General features: G+C 44.8%; 10 protein-coding genes. 6 read left to right on the forward strand and 4 right to left on the reverse strand.

The window, feature by feature from the left end; translation table 11 throughout:
• Positions 1-118: 118 nt before the first annotated feature.
• From JS578_10675 to JS578_10690, 4 genes are all read right to left on the reverse strand, one after another.
• Positions 119-1507 carry a sulfatase-like hydrolase/transferase gene (locus JS578_10675; GenBank protein ID QRX63318.1) on the reverse strand — a complete coding sequence of 463 codons (1389 nt, stop codon included), beginning with the start codon at positions 1505-1507 and terminating at the stop codon, positions 119-121.
• 88 nt (positions 1508-1595) lie between these two features.
• The gene (locus tag JS578_10680) at positions 1596-3209 is read right to left on the reverse strand and encodes a RagB/SusD family nutrient uptake outer membrane protein (GenBank protein QRX63319.1); all 1614 of its coding nucleotides are present in this window, start codon (positions 3207-3209) and stop codon (positions 1596-1598) included.
• 46 nt (positions 3210-3255) lie between these two features.
• Positions 3256-6471 carry a TonB-dependent receptor gene (locus tag JS578_10685; protein QRX63320.1) on the reverse strand — a complete coding sequence of 1072 codons (3216 nt, stop codon included), beginning with the start codon at positions 6469-6471 and terminating at the stop codon, positions 3256-3258.
• 53 nt (positions 6472-6524) lie between these two features.
• Complete coding sequence (locus JS578_10690; GenBank protein QRX63321.1) at positions 6525-7895, reverse strand: Gfo/Idh/MocA family oxidoreductase; 1371 nt, start codon at positions 7893-7895, stop codon at positions 6525-6527.
• Positions 7896-8930: 1035 nt separating this feature from the next.
• Here JS578_10690 and JS578_10695 point away from each other — a divergent pair.
• The 6 genes from JS578_10695 (at position 8931) to JS578_10720 (ending at position 19966) form a co-directional block, all read left to right on the forward strand.
• Entirely contained in the window at positions 8931-11966 is a 3036-nt protein-coding gene (locus JS578_10695; GenBank protein QRX63322.1) for a TonB-dependent receptor, read from the forward strand.
• Positions 11967-11999: 33 nt separating this feature from the next.
• Positions 12000-13568, forward strand: a complete 1569-nt coding sequence (locus JS578_10700) for a RagB/SusD family nutrient uptake outer membrane protein (protein QRX63323.1) — start codon at positions 12000-12002, stop codon at positions 13566-13568.
• 152 nt (positions 13569-13720) lie between these two features.
• Complete coding sequence (locus JS578_10705) at positions 13721-16426, forward strand: hypothetical protein (GenBank protein QRX63324.1); 2706 nt, start codon at positions 13721-13723, stop codon at positions 16424-16426.
• Positions 16427-16496: 70 nt separating this feature from the next.
• Positions 16497-17147, forward strand: a complete 651-nt coding sequence (locus JS578_10710; protein ID QRX63325.1) for a hypothetical protein — start codon at positions 16497-16499, stop codon at positions 17145-17147.
• Positions 17148-17155: 8 nt separating this feature from the next.
• Positions 17156-18553 carry a hypothetical protein gene (locus JS578_10715; GenBank protein QRX63326.1) on the forward strand — a complete coding sequence of 466 codons (1398 nt, stop codon included), beginning with the start codon at positions 17156-17158 and terminating at the stop codon, positions 18551-18553.
• Between the two features lie 63 nt (positions 18554-18616).
• Complete coding sequence (locus JS578_10720; protein QRX63327.1) at positions 18617-19966, forward strand: hypothetical protein; 1350 nt, start codon at positions 18617-18619, stop codon at positions 19964-19966.
• The last annotated feature ends 44 nt before the right edge of the window (positions 19967-20010 follow it).

Here is a 20010-nt window from a genome sequence, read left to right on the forward strand (position 1 = left end):
AAAATTTAAATGGTATTTTTCATCCGATATTTCACAGTTTACAAATTTAACCAAATAAGGATCTTAACAGCTAATAAAAATGACATTTTCCCTATGCGATTTGACATAGAGCAATTACTCACTCCTCTTCCAGTAAAGGCCAATTGGGCGATGGAGAGCGTATCTCTGTCATCTCCTCTTTCAGTTCCGCCACTATTTCGGGGTGTTGCTCAGCAAGATTATTACTCTCACTGCTGTCCTCTTTCAGATTATAGAGCTCCAGTGGGGAATCTTTTTGTGTGGTTACCACTTTCCAGTCTCCTTTTCTGGCAGCATACTGCTTTCCCGGGAACTCCCAGTATAGCATCCTGTTGTCTGTTTCAACCTCCATCCCGTAAAACAGCGGTAGGATATTGATACCGTTCAGCTTTTCCGGCAGAGTGGCGTCAACAAGATTTGCAAGGGTGGGGAGCAGGTCGGGGAAGTAGATCTGGTTGTCGAGGGTTTGTACCGGCACCTTTCCCTTCTGGTTCACAATAAAGGGGATACGAATACCACCTTCATAGAGCAGGGCTTTGCGTCCTCTGAGGTTACCGTTGCTTTGCAACAGCTCCAGTGGAGCTTGTACGGCCGCTCCATTGTCTGAGGTGAAAATGATAAGTGTATTGTCGAGAATTCCCAGGTTTTCTACCTCTGCAATTAGACGGCCAATGGCCTGATCCATATGGGTGATGAGCGAGGCATATCGTTTGGTATTCAAATCCCAATCCTTGTCGTCATACCAGGAGGTGTCATCGATGATGAAGGGCTCATGAGGCGAGTCATAAGCCAGGTAGAGAAAGAATGGATCGTTGCTGTTACGACGGATGAATTGAATGGCTTCATCGGTAGAGATATCGGTGTTGTGCCGCAGCTGTCTGCCCTCCGCATTTTCCTCAATATGCACCAGTGAATCATTGTTGAAACGATAATAGGGGTAGTAGTAGGGGTCGTTTGAATGGGGTGTACTGACGAGCCAACCATAGAATTCATCGAATCCCCTGTTTAGTGGTGTGGCCTCCGGATTGAATCCGTCGAGATGCCATTTGTTTACCAGGCAGGTTTTGTAACCAGCACTTTTCAGTACCGTGGCAATGGTTGTATCGGTGGGGAGCAGGTGCATGCGACGGATGGGATTCCCGTTTTTGAGTCCTTCCATTCCTCCTGCTGCGGCGAAGTTGTCGCGAATGGTAGTGTTGCCGCTGTTTTTTCCTGTCATCAGTGCACAACGCGAGGGAGAACTGACAGCCGATCCTGCATAAGCTTGTGTAAAGCGGGTGCCGGTGGCTGCCAGACTGTCTAATGTCGGGGTTAGTATCTGCTCGTTTCCGTAGCATCCCAGGTCTCCATATCCCAGGTCATCTGCCAAGATAAAGATGATGTTGGGATTCTCTTGTTGACGACTCTGCTGTTGTTCATTGCATCCGGTAGATAGGATGAGGGGTGTACAGCAGACACCCAGCACAGGTAATAGATTGATTGATTTCATGATCCAATTTTTATGAAGGAAGTCATTCTGATCCAGTGTTGATAGGGATCAGAATGACTTCCAAATTAGTTAACCTAAACAATGCATCTCAATAACCCTCATTTTGTGTCCATCCGAAGTCCAGCATCAATTGCAATTGATCATAGGGGAGAGGGAATAAAATCGAATAGGAGGCATTCGACCATTTCCATTTTGCCTTTGAATCGATTTTGTCGTTCCCGTTCATGTGCGATTGAATTACTGAGTTGAGTCCCGGTTCAGCCCAGTTGAAATGGTCGGTCATGATTTTGGTGAGACGTCCCCTGCGCAACAGATCGAACCAACGATGTCCCTCAAAGCATAGTTCTAGCAACCGTTCGTTTTCAATGGCAAGAGTGAGCTCCTCTTTCGAAGCGGCTGCAGTCGCATCCAAACCTGCCCTGTTGCGAACAATATTGAGATGCGTAGCTGCACCTGAGGAGTTACCTGTTTCATTCAGACACTCTGCATACATCAGCAATACATCGGCATAACGGTATATAATGTTATCCGTTCCGGCGGCATATTTTGAGAGGCCGTTGTAATTGTTCTGATGATCATAATATTTGAGTGTGGTTGGCAGATATGTTGCATTGGTCTCGGTTCTGAAGGCAAAAGGATCTGCAGAGGTGAACTCAGCGTCATACAATCCGTTGTATACCAGTTTTTGAAATCGTTTATCCTTGTCATGGTCATATCTCTTGTAGAGATCATATGTCATCAGCAGGATACTGGTGCCTTCTGATGTTTTGATTGTGGTGGTTGTACCATCATCATAGGCATAAGTAGGTTGTGCTGAAGGATTGATAATGTTGGGAATGGAGGCAGACATCAGGTAGTTGCTGATAATCGTGGAGCCATAGTTGAACTGAGCAGCCAGAATAATCTCTTTTCCGTTGGCATTGTTGGAATCGTAGATATCTTCTACATTTGTTTCAAGCCCCAGTAAGCCGGGATTGGCACTGGCAAAATCAATTACACTTTTCAGGTGTGTTTTGGCTGTTTCAAAATCATTCCTTGTCATGTAAACTTCTCCAAGCATGGTCAGAGCAGCAATCCTGGTTGCCCTTCCTTTTTGTGCATCCATTGTGTAGTTGTTGGGTAACCCTGCAACTGCATCAGTGAGGTCCTGCACCACCTGGCTGTATACTTCATCAACTGACTGACGAGGATACCCGTACAGGGTGGTGTAATCCTCAATCACCTCTGTTGTAACCGGAACGTTGCCAAAGAGCCTCACAAGTTGGAAGTAAGCATAAGCTCTGAAGAATTTGGCCTCACCTTCAAACTGTTTCTTGTTTGCTTCATCTGTAACGTTGTCTAACGCTTTCAAGGCATAGTTAGAGCGGTTAATGATCCTGAAGCATCCTGCCCAAATGGTAGAGGAGATGCCAAAATTTTCAGTGATATTGCTTTCATTCAGGTTGATGTGATCCATCGAGTTGTTTGTTTTTCTGTTGTAGGCCACATCTGTTCCTATATCATTGAGGTAAATGATGTTCTGGGTTACCGAGCGGAGCTGGTAATAGACATCATAGAGCACATTTTCAACCTCAGCGTCATTTGTGAGATAGGTCTCTACCTGCATCGAGTCTGACGGGAAACGGTCGAAAAAGCTGTCACTGCAGGAATGAAGCCCAAGGGCTATGATTCCCATAAATAGTATTGTATATATTTTTTTCATATGCATTTCTTGTTTTTGAGCATGATGTGATGAGCAGTTGCGGAAATTAAAAACCTATATTGACACCGAATGTGATTACTCGTGACAACGGGTAGCTGCCGAAATCAACTCCATTATTGGTGGCGGAGTTCCCTGAGTAGTTTGACTCAACCGAATACCCCGGGTATTTATCAAAGGTATAGAGGTTTTGTGCATTAAGGCTGAATCGCAACATCTCAAAACCGATCATTTTTGTGAATTGCTTCGGGAGAAGATAACCAATGCTCAGATTGCGCAGACGCAGATAATCGGAGCTGTAAAGATAACGGGTGGAGGCATTGATGTTGGACCCCAGGTTGTTGGTGCCCGCTTTGTGTGATGTGCCGTTGCCGGGATCACTTTCCGACCTCCATCGTCCCAGGCCGGAATCAGCCAGCACATTGTCATCATACCTGTTCAGGGTGAAAGCACGTGCAGCGGCAAAGATCACTTTACCCCCCACCTGGCCGTCAATTGTGAAGTTGAGGTCAATGTTCTTGTATGCAAAAGAGTTGGTCCATCCGAAGGTGAAATCGGGCTGGTAATTGCCCACGAGTTGGAAGTCATCGTTGTTAATCACTCCATCTTTGTTGTAGTCTTCGTACATCAGATCCCCAATAGCTTGTGTTCCGAAATTGGGATTGTTTTTGACATCATCTGAATTGTTAAAGGTGCCGATTACCTTGAGCATGTACATGTCACCCATCGGTCTCCCCACGTAGTTTCGGATCACATTTCCCCACTTTGTTCCTGCGCTCTGGTTGGAAAGCTGCGACTGTCCGTTGGCGAGTGTGAGGATCTTGTTGATGTTCTTGGATCCGTTGAGGGTTGCAGTCCATTTAAAGTCGCCGGTAAGGATGGGAGCGGTCAGTTGCGCTTCAAAGCCCTTGTTTTCTATTTCTCCCGAGTTGGACATGATGGATGAGGATATGCCATTGAAGTTGGGGATAGACATTGACATCACCACTTCACTAACCCTGCGATAGAGATCTACGGTAAGGCCGAAGCGATTGAAGAATCCTAGATCGATACCCAGGTCCCACTGACTGTTGGTTTCCCATCCCAGGTATGGATTGGAGTAGCCGTTCGGATAGTAAGCTGTGCGTGTCATCATGTTATCACCGGTGCCAAATACCACCTGGTTGGAGCTACCAAGGGACGCCATCCATGAGTAGTAATCACCAATCTGATCATTGCCTGTAAGACCGTAGCTCAGTCTGATCTTTGAGTTGGTCAGCCAGTCACTCTTACCCCACTCCTCTTCAGAAATATTCCAGGCTGCCGATCCTGAGTAGAAGATACCCGCACGTTTGCCGGGTCCGAATTTACTGGAACGGTCGCGCCGGAGAGAAGCAGAGGCAACATATTTCTGGTTGTAGTCGTAGTTGAGGCGACCGAATACTGCATCAAACGCATATTCGCCCACAGTTGAGGAGCCGTTCCAGAGGTTTGCTCCATTTACGTTGGTGATATTGGTCTGGGTGTATGCAATGGGATAGTCGCTGTCGGTACGGTCATCCTGACGCACATCAAACGTGTTGAAATATTCAGCGTCATAACCGAGCAGAGCGGTGAAGTTGTGACTCTCGTCGATCGACCATCCGTATGTGGCAGTCGTAGATGAGTACAAGTCGTAAGCTATGAGAGAAGATCGGTAACCGTCAATTGTGTTGAAGTTGGGTGTCGATTTATTTCCCGTATAGCTATTGCCAAGCAGGTAAGCGGTCCGGTAGTTATCCCGCTTGTAGGAGTTGATCATCAGATCAACACTGGAGCGGATGACCAGTCCCTCAATTGGTCTGAACTCAAGAAATGCATTATTCAGTGAGCGAAAAGACCATCTGTTGTCAAAGTTTTCCATCAGGTTGGCAACCGGATTTCTGATCTGCGTGTTGAACCCGTAGTTGGGGTAACCATTCTTTCCTCCGCCATGTTGTGCCACTTGGAAATAATCACCGTTCTCTACATAGGGTGTGAAAAGGGGGGGGAAGGTGAGTGCTTCGGCAACAACACCTGTCACATCTTCGGTATTCCCGCCTGAAGGACTCTGTGCACGGGTATGGTTGTAGGTAGGAGAGAAACTGACTCCCAGCTTTATCTTGTCTGTCAAGAGGGCTTCAAAGCCACCCTTCAGACTGATTCTTTTGTTGTAAGAGTTCAACAATATGCCATCTTCATTGAGATACATGGCAGAAAAATTGTATTTCACCTTTTCCGTTCCACCGGTTACCGAGACGCTTGTTCTATGGTTGAGGGCGTTTCGGAAAATATCTTTTTGCCAGTTGTTATCGGGTAAGGTACTGCGTTTGTTCCAGAGATCCTGGAGTGCAGGGAAGTTGTTGATTGTTCCGTTGTTGGTCCTTGCTTCAATCACCATTTCCAAATAATCATCCCTGCCCAATACATCTACATAGGTGGAAGGCTGGCTTACACCCATCTGTGCATTGAGGCGGATTTCCGGTTTTCCCTCCTTTCCTTTTTTGGTGGTTACGATGATTACCCCGTTTCCTGCACGTGATCCGTATATAGCCGATGAAGCAGCATCTTTCAGGATCTGGATGCTTTCCACATCCTGTGGGTTGATGTTCGCGAAATCGCTGCTGGAGGTGGTGGGATAACCATCAATCACATAAAGTGGATCGTTCCCACTGTTGATGGATCCGTTGCCCCTGATACGAATCGCAGGTGATTCACCAGGTTGACCGCTGATCTGCTGAAAGGTTACCCCTGAGCTAAGTCCTACAAGACTTTGTGCAAGGTCCCCTGTTGGCATGTCTGCTACCTTGTCTCCTTCAACAGTTGCGACAGCTGTGGAGAGCGATCTTTTGGTAACGGTACCGTAACCAATTACAATCAGCTCCTCCATCAAGGTTACGTTTTCGGTCATGATCACATCAATTCGGTTTCTGTTTGCGAGCGGAATAGTCTGCGAATCATAGCCAACAAAAGAAAAGACAATGTTCACATCGGGTCCGGGAACCCTCAATGTGTAATTACCATTAAAATCGGTTACCGTACCGATTGAATTATTTTCAACCTGCACGGTCACTCCAATCATCGGCTCTCCCAGTTCATCTGTCACCTTGCCACTGACTGTGCTTTCCTGTGCTGTTGCTATTGTTACATAAGACAATAGGCATAGCAGTAAAATGAGAGTTTTCGAAGAAAAGGTCAATTTTATCATAATGATTTTTAATAAGCGTTTAAATTCATGTATTTCAATTGTATATTTAATTCTGTTCATGGTAATGTGCCGAGTACCTCAAATGAGTGTCTGGCAATAGTTGTAAGTGTTTGTTACGCTTTCTTCACCATGGGCTGCAGGGATGTAAGATCCCTGATCATCACCGTTTCGCCCGTGGCGATACTCTTCCTGGCGGCGATGCCCACCAGGCAGGCCAGTGAGCCGTCGCGTACGCCCGCGGCCTGCCGTAGCGGGTCGGGTGTTCCGGGGATGAAGATCTGGTCTTTGAGCAGCTTGTCGCCACCGCCGTGGCCACTGCCCTGCGGGATGTGGTGATACTCTCTCTTCCCGAAGTTCTTCGAGACCACGATCTCGTCGTAGTTGGCATCGGTGGTGGGGTTGGACTCCTGTATCCAGGCATCCATCCTGCCCTTGGTACCGTTGAAGGCGATTCGATACCCCTCGTAGGGCGAGTAGGTGGTGAGCGAGTAGGCCACCTGCACGCCGTTCATGTACTTGATGGTGGCGGCCATCTTGTCGTAGATGTTGACATCGTTTCGGAAGACACATCCGTCGCGGTGATAACCATCATATTTCTCATTCTCCACATAGAGTCGCTTGAGATGTTCACTGCGCATGATGTCGAAGTAGAACTTACACTCTTTGGTGTGGGGGCAGCTGCGGCAGTTGTCGGCACGGAAGGGCCCATTCTTGCCGTAGAACTCCAGGTCGCCCAGGGCGTAGACGCTCTCCGGGTCGCTGCCAATCCACCAGTTGAGCAGGTCGAAGTGGTGGCTGGCCTTGTGAACCCAAAGCGATCCCCCTTTTTCCATCAGGCGGTGCCAGCGGCGGAAATAGTCTGCGCCATGTGAGGTGTCGAGGTACCAGTGGAAGTCGACCGAGGTGAGCTCTCCGATTTCACCTGACTGGAGAATCTCCCACATCTTTGCGCGGTGGGGTGAGTAGCGGTAATTGAAGGTGATCCTGCACTGCTTGCCTGTTCTCTTCTCGGCGTCGATGATTCGTTGTATCTTCTGCTCGTCTATGGCCATCGGCTTCTCGCAGATGATGTCGGCGCCCATCTCCATCCCTTTTACGATGAAGTGGTCGTGCGTGTCATCGTCGGTTGTGACGATCAGCTGGTCGGGTTTGGTCTCGCGCATCATCTGTTCGAAGTCGTCGAAGGTGGGGCAGTCGGTACCAATCAGCTGCTTTCCCAGTGCCAGCCTGCCGGGGTTATGGTCACAGAGGCCCACGAACTCAATCTGTTTGCCATACTCTTTCGTGAGGCTGCTGCCCCACATGCTGGTGCCCCTGATGCCGAGGCCGACAATGGCCAGCCTTGTTTTCTTGTTGTTGATACTGTTGCTGCCCATGTTGGCTGCAAGGATGTTTGAAGCCGGGTTCACGATGGTAGTTCCGGCGATGGCTCCGGAGACAGCCAGGAACTTTCTCCTGGAGATAGGATTTGCTTTGTTTTTCATTGAAGTGAAATTTATTTGTTTTGAAAAGGTTATTATGTATTATTCCTTTTGTATGGTTTACGCCTCAAATTTCAACTACCCTTTTAATCAAGATTCCTGACGTTATAAAATGAAAATGCTATTGGCTGGAATCGGGATGAATGTGCATCACTCTCAAACAAGTTTTTCCAACATCAATTGTAAAATAAATTCAGGCTTATTAATACAATTTCAAAATTAAACCTAAAAAGAAATTTGTAACTGTAAAAAATGATTTAATAGATGTGTAAAATGATAATTATATTCCAGTGGTTTTTGTAAACAATCAAAAAATATCAACTGCTTGTCGTTTGAGATCTTTAGTTGAGATGAAAAATTTACTTGCTGATTAGAAATTAATGTGGAGATTGTGATTTAGTATACGCAGCAAATATAATTTGAGGAAATATAAATAACATATTGTAAGTGTCTTTAACTGAAAACGGTTGACTCACAAAAGAGCCAACCGTTTTCAGTTAAAGACAGGTTACAAAAAGGGGTAGCTTACACTATCTGCACTTATTTTCTCGTGACTTCTGCTAAAAAGAAACTGGATATCACTGTAAGATTGTATACTTTCACTCAGACTTTATGGCTGGCTTTATTTGATAAATCAAATATCAAAGAACTCTTTAGTGGCAATAGTAATTTCAATAAACTGTCTGATTATCCATACTTGTCACTTTGGGAAAATTAAATCGGACATTTGTGGTTTAATATAAATGAAATATACAAATGAAATTAATATGTCAATTAGCATAGTATTTAAATCATATTTTATAGTTATGACAAAAATTAGCACTTTATTTTTGCATATCGTTTTTGAATCTTTTTACTCAAAGTCCCCTTTCCAAAATTGCTCTTTGATAATAAAACCGATTTTATCTTTTTTTTTAATTCAGAAATAAATATCGAATCATTTAATACCAATCAAATATCAATTATTAATAATCTTGATAAAAAAGTATCTAAATTTCTGAGAAGTTTAACAAGTTTCTAACCTTTAATTGTGATGTAATGAAAAAAAATGAAAAAATGTGTATTCTGTCACAACGGCCAGCAAGATTTATTTTTCAAATTCTTGTTGTGTTTCTTATGTTTTCATTGCCTGGAGTTCTTTTTGCCCAAACGAAGACTATTTCAGGGAATGTTATAGACAATTATGGTGATCCGGTTATTGGTGCAACCATAATTGTGGTAGGGACAACTCATGGAACAACAACAGATATTGACGGTAATTATACGTTGGGTAATGTACCAAATAACGCGCTATTGAGAATATCTTTTATTGGATATGCCACTCAAGAGATTCCCGTTGCGGATAGAACGGTGATTGATGCGGTGCTGGAAGAAGAGTCCATAGGCTTGGATGAGGTTGTCGCTATCGGATATGGTGTGACACGCAAACGTGACATTACCGGTGCTATGAGCTCAGTAAAGAGTAAAGATTTCAATGTGGGAGTCACCATTGCTCCTGAACAATTGATTCAGGGAAAAATCGCAGGGGTGAACATTGTACAAAGCAGTGGTCGTCCAGGTGCTGCCTCAACCGTTCGAGTCAGAGGAACAAGTTCGATCTCAGCGGGGAATGATCCGTTGTATGTGATCGATGGAATTCCTATGCAATTTAACTCAGCCCACCTGCATGTGGATGTGACCGGACAACAAGGAAACTCCCCTTTTTCATCGGAAGGGTTTAATCCATTAAACACGATTAATCCCTCAGATATTGAGTCGATTGATGTGTTGAAAGATGCTTCAGCAACAGCTATATATGGGTCTCGTGGTGCCAATGGTGTGATATTGATCACTACCAAAAGCAAAAAGGGAACAGGAGAGTTGCTCACCTATGATGGCTATTTCGGTGTTTCAACCATTCGGAAGAAACTCGATATGATGAATGTGGATGAATACCGCTCATACGCACAAGACAATGATTTTCCTTTCCCTGATGAGGAAGCGAATACTGATTGGCAGGATGCGGTTTTTCGTACAGCGATTAGCCAGAATCACAACATTGCTTTTGGAGGCGGATCGGCGAACAGTAATTACCGTGTTTCAGTGGGTTATAGTAGTCAGGAAGGAATCATCCTTTCCTCAAAGCTTGATAAATATACGGCTAGATTCAACGCCAATCACAAAGCATTGAATGATAAGCTGACACTAGCATTAAATCTCTCTTTTGCCAGAATTGACAACGATGATACCCCCGTAGGTTCCAACTCTAACAATGAAGGGGGAAATATCCTTAAGGATGCTTTGCGATGGGCTCCTACTTTACCAATATTCAATGATGACGGTAGTTATTACCAGATTGGTGAGTTGCGTGTGAATCCTGTTTCTTGGAAAGAAGTTACCGACGAGAGTCATACCAATAATTTTATCGGGAGCGCCTCATTGACTTACCAGATCCTAGCCCCCCTGAGTTTCACTCTCAACCTCGGACATACCATGGAAGATGTTGAGAGGTACATTCACGTGCCATCAACTCATCCGCTTGGAGAGGCTGAAAAAGGAAGAGCTTCCATCAGTAAGCTGAAGAATTTTAGCAATACGATGGAGTCAAATCTAAATTTCGTGCAAGATATCTTTGAAGATTCCAACATCAACGCCTTATTGGGATATTCATTCTACAGATACATAAACCAGAATACCTTTACACAGGGAAATCAGTTTGTATCTGATGCTACCACGTGGAACCTAATGCAATCGGGGAATATTCTTTCCAACACCTCCTACAAAAGTGCCAACCGGCTTAGCTCTGTTTATGGAAGAGTAAACCTGAACATCAAGAATCGCTATCTGGTGACTCTCACGCTTCGAAACGATGGTTCAAGCCGCTTCGGGAAAAATTATCGCTGGGGTTTATTCCCCTCTGGAGCGTTGGCATGGAACATTAACAATGAGCCATTCTTTAAAAGCGATATCTTCTCCAATCTAAAACTTCGTTTGGGTTACGGGGTGACAGGTAACCAAGAGATACCTAACAACTTGTACCGTGAACAGCTTTCTGTGTTGGGCTCTTCCTCGTATGTCTTGGGTGGAATTGCAATTCCCAGTGTTTTGCCCAGCAATTATGCCAATCCTGATTTGAAATGGGAAGAAACAACCCAGATTAACCTTGGACTGGATTGGGGAATACTCAATGGCCGTTTTACAGGATCTGTCGATGTGTATAAAAAGAACACAAACGACCTCCTGTTACAGTTTTCTACAGTTGCACCTTCCGTCGTGAACAGCCAATGGGCGAATGTGGGGCAGGTAGAGAACAGAGGTATTGAGTTCTCTATTGATGGTGCACTGGTCAGCACCCGCGATTTTCAATGGAATGCAAACCTGAACATTGGACACAACAAGAATGAGGTGATCGCACTTTCCAACGAGCAGTTCTCCCGTGACGAAATCAACACGGCTAACCCTTCGGGACTGCTAAACCACGATGGCAGTGTACAGATTATCAAACCTGGACTGCCAATCGGTACTTTCTATGGGAATAAATTTTTAGGCCTGGATGAGAACGGGATGGAGATACTGCTGGATGAAGATGGCTTTACAGGTCCTGATGATGTGGTGATCGGCGACGCCAATCCTGATTTAACAATGGGTCTAACAAACTCATTTGTATGGAAAAGATTTGATGCATCTTTTACGTTCTACGGGATGTTGGGCAATGATGTCTTTAACAACACTGGGGCTGAGTTCTCTTACACCAAACCTACTCCAGGGATCAATGTTCTCAGATATGCTGTGGATAGTGGCGTTTCGCACGATCAGCAAGCTCAGTTTTCTTCACGATGGATTGAAGATGGCAGCTTTTTGCGCCTTGACAACGTGAGTATTGGTTATAATTTTAATGTAGAAAACATCTCATTTATTTCCAATGCTAGGATGTATGTAACTGGACAGAATATGCTGGTATTCACCAAGTATACTGGCTTTGATCCGGAGGTTCGTACCAATACGAACAGGGGAGGTACCGCTCCTATCGGAATTGACTATTTGGCTTATCCCAGACCAAGGGTTTTCATGGTCGGCGCGAGCATCACATTTTAATCTGAATCGTTCAAATTATTCAATTATAAAGTTATGAAAATAAAAACATATATCATTTATCCTTTTGCATTGCTGATGATTTCTATCGGTATGTTGCAAAGTTGTTCGTTGGACGAAGATGTCTATTCGGAATATGTAGCTGAAACATATTATCAGGGTGAAACACAGATCCTCTCATCCTTGTCAGGTATTTACAGAAATTTTGCTACAATTACCGGAATGGGAGTTGAGTACAGATGCATGGAATGTCCGGCTGACCAGGTGCTGGTAACCGGTAAAATTCAGGGTTGGTGGTCAGGTGACAACTATGAACAACTCACTGAACATAAATGGGATGCCGATCACTCTTACTTGGGTACCAGCTGGAATTCATTTTTCGGAACTGTTGGCAGAACCAACGCTTTGTTGGCTTCCCTTGAGAGATCTGGGATTGAGGGTCTGGAAGCTCCAAAGGCTGAACTACGTGCTTTACGTGCGTACGCCTATTTCTTTTTGATGGATTTTTTTGGTAATGTGCCTATCTTCACAGAAGAAAAGGTAAATCCCAAGGATCTGCCAAAACAAAATACACGCAGCGAGGTGTTTGACTTTGTAATTAAGGAATTGGAAGCCGCAGCTCCCGATTTACCATCACAGAACGACGTTGGAAGTGATTATTACGGACGTCTTACTCGTGAGGCTGTTTATGCACTGATGGCTGTGATTTACATGAATGGAGAGATTTACACCGGAACACCATACAACGATGACGTAATTACCTATTGTGATCTAGTGATCAACTCTGGCGCCTATGAGATGCTAGACAATTATTTCGACAATTTCGTACATAACAACGAGGAAAACTCGGAATTTATCTTTGGAGGTGTTTACACACCGAAGATTCCGGGTGGAGTGGGGCATCCTTTGGTACAGAAAGTTCTTCCTGGAATCAGTGGTGGATTGTTTGGGTTACCCTATACACCTCAGAATGGTTTCCAAACGCGTGAATCGGTTTACAATCTGTTTGAAGACGAGGATATCAGGAAAAGGATGTTCTTGGGACACGGTCCTTTAATCGATCCACGCAATGGAGATGTTGTAATGGTTGAACGTGTTGTGCCGGATGGTAACTCAGTCTTATATGTAGAAGGAAAATCTGCAATAGGTCCGGTACCATATGAGATCATTCCGGCTACTGGCATCCGCAATCAACCCATGAATGCCGGCATCAAATGGATCAAATGGGGGCTCGATCCCAATACCAACGGAGGTAATGCTGGGAATGATATCGCCTTTTTGCGCTATTCTGAAATGTTTCTGTTGAAAGCAGAGGCTTATGCACGAAAAGGTCAGTTCGACAAGGCTTTGCCCCTAGTAAATCTAATCCGCCAGCGGAGCAATGCTACACCAATGGAATCTGTTACCCTCGATGACATCCTCGATGAACGGGGTAGAGAACTGACTTTTGAAATGCAACGGCGTAGAGACCTAATTCGTTTTGGGAAGTTTACCTCTTCCTGGGAGTTCAAAGATGCATCAGAAGAGTTCAGAAACATCTTTCCTATTCCACAATCGGCTTTAGATGCAAATCCTAATCTGAAACAGAATACGGGTTATAATTAATCTCAAAAGTGTTATTTGTTTCCCATCCTGCTATATCATTATAGCAGGATGGGAGATATTCATTTTTTTAATAACATTCTTTTATGATCTAACACCTGAAATGTTTTTAGGAGGAAATCACTCATTCTGTTTATAATAAACTGATCACTCATATGAAATTATTACAATCATTAGATCACTCTTTTCTGAGGTTGACGGCTTTGTTACTCTTCTTTTCTTTTACTTACTCTACGCAAGCAGGCAGTGAACCACAACGAATCCAGCTGAGCTGGATGGGAGCAGAGACCCCTCCACTTGCAACTGGAGTGAGCTGGGGAGTCCCATTCCCAAAAGGAATTTTTCAAAAAGATCAGCAGTTCACACTTAAGGGTCAGGCAGAGGAATCTCTTCCCTTGCAAAGTTGGCCAATGGCCTACTGGCCCGATGGATCATTGAAATGGGTTGGATTCAGTACGGTTGTGGATAAACATTCGGAGAATGGATTTTTATTGGAGCCTGCCTCGATAGCATTGGAAAGCAAAAACCAATTAAATGTTTCTCTTGAGGAATCGGATGATATGATCAGGGTTAACACAGGAGCGTTTGTCTGTCACATTCCCACAAAGGGAGATAAGCTTATACAATCTATCACTGTAGGTAATGAGATAATCTCAACCGGAGGTGAGTTGGTTTGTCTCCTGCAGGAAGGTGTGGCAGGAGAGTATGGCCCTCAACCTGAAATCACCAAATTTGTTGGAAAAGTTGACAAGGTAACAGTAGAACAATCAGGTCCGGTACGAGCAGTAATTAAGGTAGAGGGATACCACAAATCAATCACCGATAAGAGGAGTTGGCTCCCTTTCGTGGTTCGTTTCTATTTCTACGGTGGGATGCAAACAATCAGAATGGTTCATTCCATCATTTATGACGGTAACCAGGAAAAGGATTTTATCAGGGGGTTGGGTGTGCGTTTTAATGTTCCATTAAACAATGAATTATATAATAGGCATGTTCGTTTTGCCGGAGAGAAAGGGCGTCTGTGGGATGAACCGTTACAACCACTCACCGGACGTATCCCATTGTCAAGAACTGAGAATTTGTATGAAAAACAACTTCAGGGTAAACCGATAGCTCAACGCCCCCATTTTGATTCTTTGCAACAGCACCTGTTGAAACACTGGGCATCATGGAGCGATTTCAAACTCAATCAGCTCAGTTCCGACGGATTTACGCTGGAGAAAAGAACAACACCTGCCAGTGCCTGGTTGGAGGCAGGTGCAGGTAAACGTGCAGAAGGTTTGGCTTTTGTAGGAGGTATCACCGGTGGACTCGCAATCTCATTGCGGGATTTCTGGAAATCCTACCCCTCTTCACTTGAAATAAGGAATGCCCGTAGCGAGTCTGCCCAAATGACTGCCTGGCTGTGGGCTCCAGATGCCCAACCTATGGACATGCGTCATTACGATACCATTCCTTGGGGACATGATTTAATTGCAAGCTACGAAGATGTGCAACCGGGATTCAGTACAGCCACCGGAGTAGGAAGGACAAGTGAGCTCCTTCTTTATGCAACTAACCATATTCCTGATCACAATGTCCTTGCCGGTCTCACTGAAATGGCTTCTGAACCACCCTTGCTGGTGGCCACACCTGAATACTACCATAAGGTGCATGCATTTGGGATATGGAGTTTACCTGATAGGAGTTCACCCGGAAAAGTCTGGATAGAAGATCAACTGGACAAAGCTATCGAATATTATCAAAAAGAGGTGGATCAGAGACGATGGTATGGTTTCTGGAACTATGGAGATGTGATGCATGCTTATGATCCTGAGCGTCACGTTTGGCGGTATGATATTGGCGGATATGCATGGGATAATACTGAGTTAATGCCAAATTTGTGGCTATGGTACAGCTTCTTGCGTAGCAATCGTGCCGATATATTCAGGATGGCTGAAGCAATGACGCGACATACCGGTGAAGTGGATGTTTATCATTTGGGCCGCTTTGCCGGACTTGGGTCAAGACACAATGTACGTCACTGGGGTTGTGGGTCAAAGGAGGTCCGAATTGCCCAGGCTTTGTTGGGACGCTTTTATTATTATCTGACGACTGATGAAAGGACTGGTGATCTTATGCGTTTTGTTGCTGAAGCATCAAATGATGCAATAGGCAAAATTGATCCCCTGAGATTAATCCTTGAAAAAAGCGACTATCCTACGCATGCAAGAATGGGACCAGACTGGCTTGCATTGATAGGCAATTGGATGATCGAGTGGGAAAGAACTGGGGATCCTGAATGGCGCGATAGAATCATGACAGGTGTGAGGAGCCTAGCAAAGATGCCCTTTGGCCTCTTTTCGGGCAAGGGGGCGGCTATGGGTTATGATCCCGAGAACTTTAAACTGTATCAATTGGAGCCGGAGCATGTTGGTCACTCACACTTGTCAGTATTAATGGGAGGCCCTGAAATGGCATACGAATTGACCGATCTTCTCGGCGATGCCAATTGGACCCGCATGTGGATGCAGTTTACCCGTTTATATGGTGCTCCGGAGGAGGATGTTTATCGTGAGTTTGGAGTCTCTGTGAAGTTGGGTGATCCGGGGCATTGGTATGCACGTTTACCGGCCTATTTTGCATACAAAACTGGATCTGATGTGTGGGCCAATCGTGCATGGAATGATTTTCTCGGTACCCAGACACATTTTAATCAAAAACTCTTTGACAACATTGAAACTCTTGAACCGGTATATGAGGTTGAAGGTGTTTCCACGAATAATACGGCTCAATGGTGCCTGAATGCCATTCAATTACTTGAAATGGTTGGGGATCACTTACCGGAAAAACATGAACGTTTTCATATGAAACATGAATAGAGCAGAACAAAAAACTCATTTACATGCAAAACTGAATGTCGCAATGATTCTCCTGATATTAACAACCGTTATGGGGCGATGTGACAACAAGCAGAAAGTGGATTATGAGATTGAAACATCTATCTTTCAGGATCACTTCAATGGTGCTTTGGATAATTGGATCACGGAGGTGGTGCCCGATTCTACAGTCAACATCGGAATAGTTGATAATCAACTGGTGATTGATACCGATCGTGGTGTTACACTCTGGTTGAACCGGGAACTTTCGGGAAACATACTCATCCGCTATAAACGGAGGGTTGTGTTGGAAGAGGGACCGAATGATCGACTCTCCGACATGAATCAGTTCTGGATGGCTGTTGATCCTAGTAATCCCAGTCTCTTTTCTCGAGAAGGATCATTTGCGGAGTATGACTCCTTGTTGATGTATTATGCCGGGATTGGAGGCAACTACAATAAAACAACCCGTTTCCGAAAATATACCGGAAATGGGAACCGGGTACTGATACGCGATTTCACTGAAGAGCCCTATCTACTCAAAGCAAACCATACCTACCAAATAGAGATTGTAGTTAAAGATGGCGTTACTAAGCTGTTTGTGGATGATTGTGAGTTTTTCCACTTTGAAGATGAGGAGCCTTTGAAGAGTGGATATTTCGGTATTCGTACCACCTGGTCACGTCAGATTGTAGATGATGTGGAAATATTCAAATTGAAATAATTGTCAGGATGATACATCAAATCTTGAAAATTTTTAAATCAACAGAAGTATGGCTCCTCATGTCACTCATACTTGCTTTTGGTTGCGGAATGAAATCCAAGTCGCAGGTATATAATGTGTTAGATTACGGTGCAAAAGGTGATAGCATCACAAATGATACTGAAGCGATTCAGTCGGCTATTGATGCAGCAACAGCTGTTGGAAACCAAGCAATGGTGCTGATACCTGGAGGATATCAGTTTTTAACTGGTACCCTCGAGCTGGAAAGTGATATGGAGTTCCGAATAGAGGAGGGTGCCTGCCTCTTGGTCAGCACCCATCAGGAGGATTATGCAGGTGATGCGGTTATCGTAGCCAATGATGCCCATTACCTGACCATCTCCGGTAACGGTATCATCTATGGTAGAGCAATGGAATTCATGGAATACTATGAAGAGGAGAACAAATGGTGGATCCCCAAAAAATGGCGTCCTCGGTTGCTTATTCTAACTGGTTGCTCCAATCTACACATCAGTAACATTACCATTAAAAGAGCACCCAGTTGGAGTTTGCATATGTTAGGATGTGAAAACGTTTTGATAGATGCGATTCATATCCGGAATCAACTAGATGTCCCCAACTGTGACGGTATCGACCCAGATCACTGCAGAAATGTGGAGATTAGAAACTGTTACATCGCATGCGGGGATGATGCTATTGTGGTAAAAACAACACGTCAGGAGAGTGATTATGGACCCTCATCCAACATTTGGTTACATGATTATGTTTTGGAAACACAAGACTCCGGCTTGAAGATTGGAACGGAAACTACACAGGATATTTTCAACATTTTGTTTGAACGTTGTAAAATAAAGAGTTGCTGTCGCGGACTCACCATTCAATTGAGAGATGAGGGCAATGTGGAGAACATCACTTTCCGCGATATCAGTTTCACCTCATGTTATCATTCAGATCCATGGTGGGGACGGGGAGAGGCAATCTCCTTCACTGCTATTCCCAGAAATACCGGAAGTCCTATTGGGAAGATCAGCAATGTAAGAGTTGAGAATGTAAACGGTACAGCTGAAAACAGCATACGTATCAACGGTTCAAAAGATAGTCGGATTCAGCAGGTTTGGTTCGACCAGGTTGATTTAACGCTAAATCGTTGGACCAAGTATCAAGGCGGAAGCTATGACAATCGTCCTACAACTGCATACGATGAGATTGAAATACATAGCACTCCGGGATATTACATTCGATATGCAGATCAGTTGTGCATTCGCAATAGTTCATTGAAGTGGGGAGAGAATTCTCCTGTATATTTCTCTCATTTGTTGGAGGCTCATGATGTGAGTGTATTGGACATAGAGGGATTAGCGGGTGATGCAGCCAAACCCGGAATAGCTCGATCAAAAGTTAATTAATCGATCAATTAATATTGAATCTAAACGTGAAGAAATTATGTATTCATCTAATAAATTTGCACTATGAAAAGAATTATTTTACTTGTTGTCGTGATCCAGTACCTAATGTTTGGATTGTCTCTCCAGGCACAGATAGGAACCCGTTTTCCATCAGAGAGAAAAGTTGTCAGGGATCCTGTGACAGGCGTAGATCTGGTCTTCCTGACCAGTAGCCCTACAGGTGAAAGAAAGATCTATCCGACACACAACCAGTGGACCTCTGATGGAGAATGGCTGATCTTTCATTCGCAACGTGTGCCGGGAGAGGCAATGGCTGTTCATGAAAAAACCGGTGAAATGGTTCAGGTTACCGAGGGCGGTTTTTCCGGTATGCTGAGTGTGGCCAGAAAATCGATGAAACTTTATTATATGCGTCATCCGCGTGGTAATAATGCAGCGAAAGGAGCTATTGAAGTGGTTGAGACCGACCTGGCAATGCTCTTTGCCGATTCAAAATTTGGTATGCTGAAACCGGCCACTGCATATGAACGGATCTGCGGTATCACACCACCTGAGATGCAGGCCGGAGGAGATATGGCACTCGACGGGAGTGAAGAGTGGGTTTGGTTTCGTGTGGGGAGGGAGAAAGCCATGAAGCATCTCCCAGAAGGGACCGAGATCGCCAAACCGTTTGGCCCCCGCAATATGGGAGCCGGCCCTGCCGGTATCGCCGGAATGAATATTTTAACAGGAGAAACAAAGTATGTGGTGTCCGTTCCATTCCAGGTGGGACACATCCAGACAAATCCATGGGTGCCCGGACAGATTCTCTTCTGCTGGGAAACCGGTGGCAAGTCTCCTCAACGTACTTGGATCGTCAATGCGGACGGCACTGGCTTACGCCCGCTCTATCCCGAGTCGGAATATGAATGGATTACCCATGAAGCCGTGATCTCCCCCGATGAGGTGGCGTTCGCCATCATGGGACATCGCCCCATTCCGGGAGTCGAAGATGAAAACAGACCGCAAGGTACGGATGTGAAAGGTGCCAATCCCGGTCAGGAGGCAACATGGGGTCCTTCGGGTACACGTGAGAAGCCTACCGGACTGGGAATCGTGAACATCCGTACACGGGAGATGACAATTGCAGGTCAGATCCCTTATGGAAGTGGATTCTGGCATGTCCACGGCTCTGCTGATAAACGTTTTGCGGTGGGTGATAACTTTGCACGTGAACTCTATCTGATCAATCGGGAGACCAACGAAATGATGCTGTTGACGGCCGGTCACAAGACCACAGCCGCTGATCACGTGCATCCAACGTTCAGTCCCGACGGCACGAAAATTCAAATCCAGTCGGCTATGATCTCAGAGGATGATCGTGCAATGGATATTTGTATTGTTCCGGTGCCTGAGAAATGGTTGAAAAAATAAGGGTATTTATGCATATAAGAGCTTTTATTCTCTCTTTCATCGGG

It is taken from the genome of Dysgonomonadaceae bacterium zrk40 (assembly GCA_016916535.1).
Lineage (GTDB): Bacteria > Bacteroidota > Bacteroidia > Bacteroidales > Dysgonomonadaceae > Proteiniphilum.

Excerpts from the sequence above, each read along its gene's own strand:
- JS578_10675 (QRX63318.1), bottom strand. The coding sequence starts at position 1,507 with ATGAAATCAATCAATCTATTACCTGTGCTGGGTGTCTGCTGTACACCC.
- JS578_10680 (QRX63319.1), bottom strand. The coding sequence starts at position 3,209 with ATGAAAAAAATATATACAATACTATTTATGGGAATCATAGCCCTTGGG.
- JS578_10685 (QRX63320.1), bottom strand. The coding sequence starts at position 6,471 with ATGAACAGAATTAAATATACAATTGAAATACATGAATTTAAACGCTTA.
- JS578_10690 (QRX63321.1), bottom strand. The coding sequence starts at position 7,895 with ATGAAAAACAAAGCAAATCCTATCTCCAGGAGAAAGTTCCTGGCTGTC.
- JS578_10695 (QRX63322.1), top strand. The coding sequence starts at position 8,931 with ATGAAAAAAAATGAAAAAATGTGTATTCTGTCACAACGGCCAGCAAGA.
- JS578_10700 (QRX63323.1), top strand. The coding sequence starts at position 12,000 with ATGAAAATAAAAACATATATCATTTATCCTTTTGCATTGCTGATGATT.
- JS578_10705 (QRX63324.1), top strand. The coding sequence starts at position 13,721 with ATGAAATTATTACAATCATTAGATCACTCTTTTCTGAGGTTGACGGCT.
- JS578_10710 (QRX63325.1), top strand. The coding sequence starts at position 16,497 with ATGGGGCGATGTGACAACAAGCAGAAAGTGGATTATGAGATTGAAACA.
- JS578_10715 (QRX63326.1), top strand. The coding sequence starts at position 17,156 with ATGATACATCAAATCTTGAAAATTTTTAAATCAACAGAAGTATGGCTC.
- JS578_10720 (QRX63327.1), top strand. The coding sequence starts at position 18,617 with ATGAAAAGAATTATTTTACTTGTTGTCGTGATCCAGTACCTAATGTTT.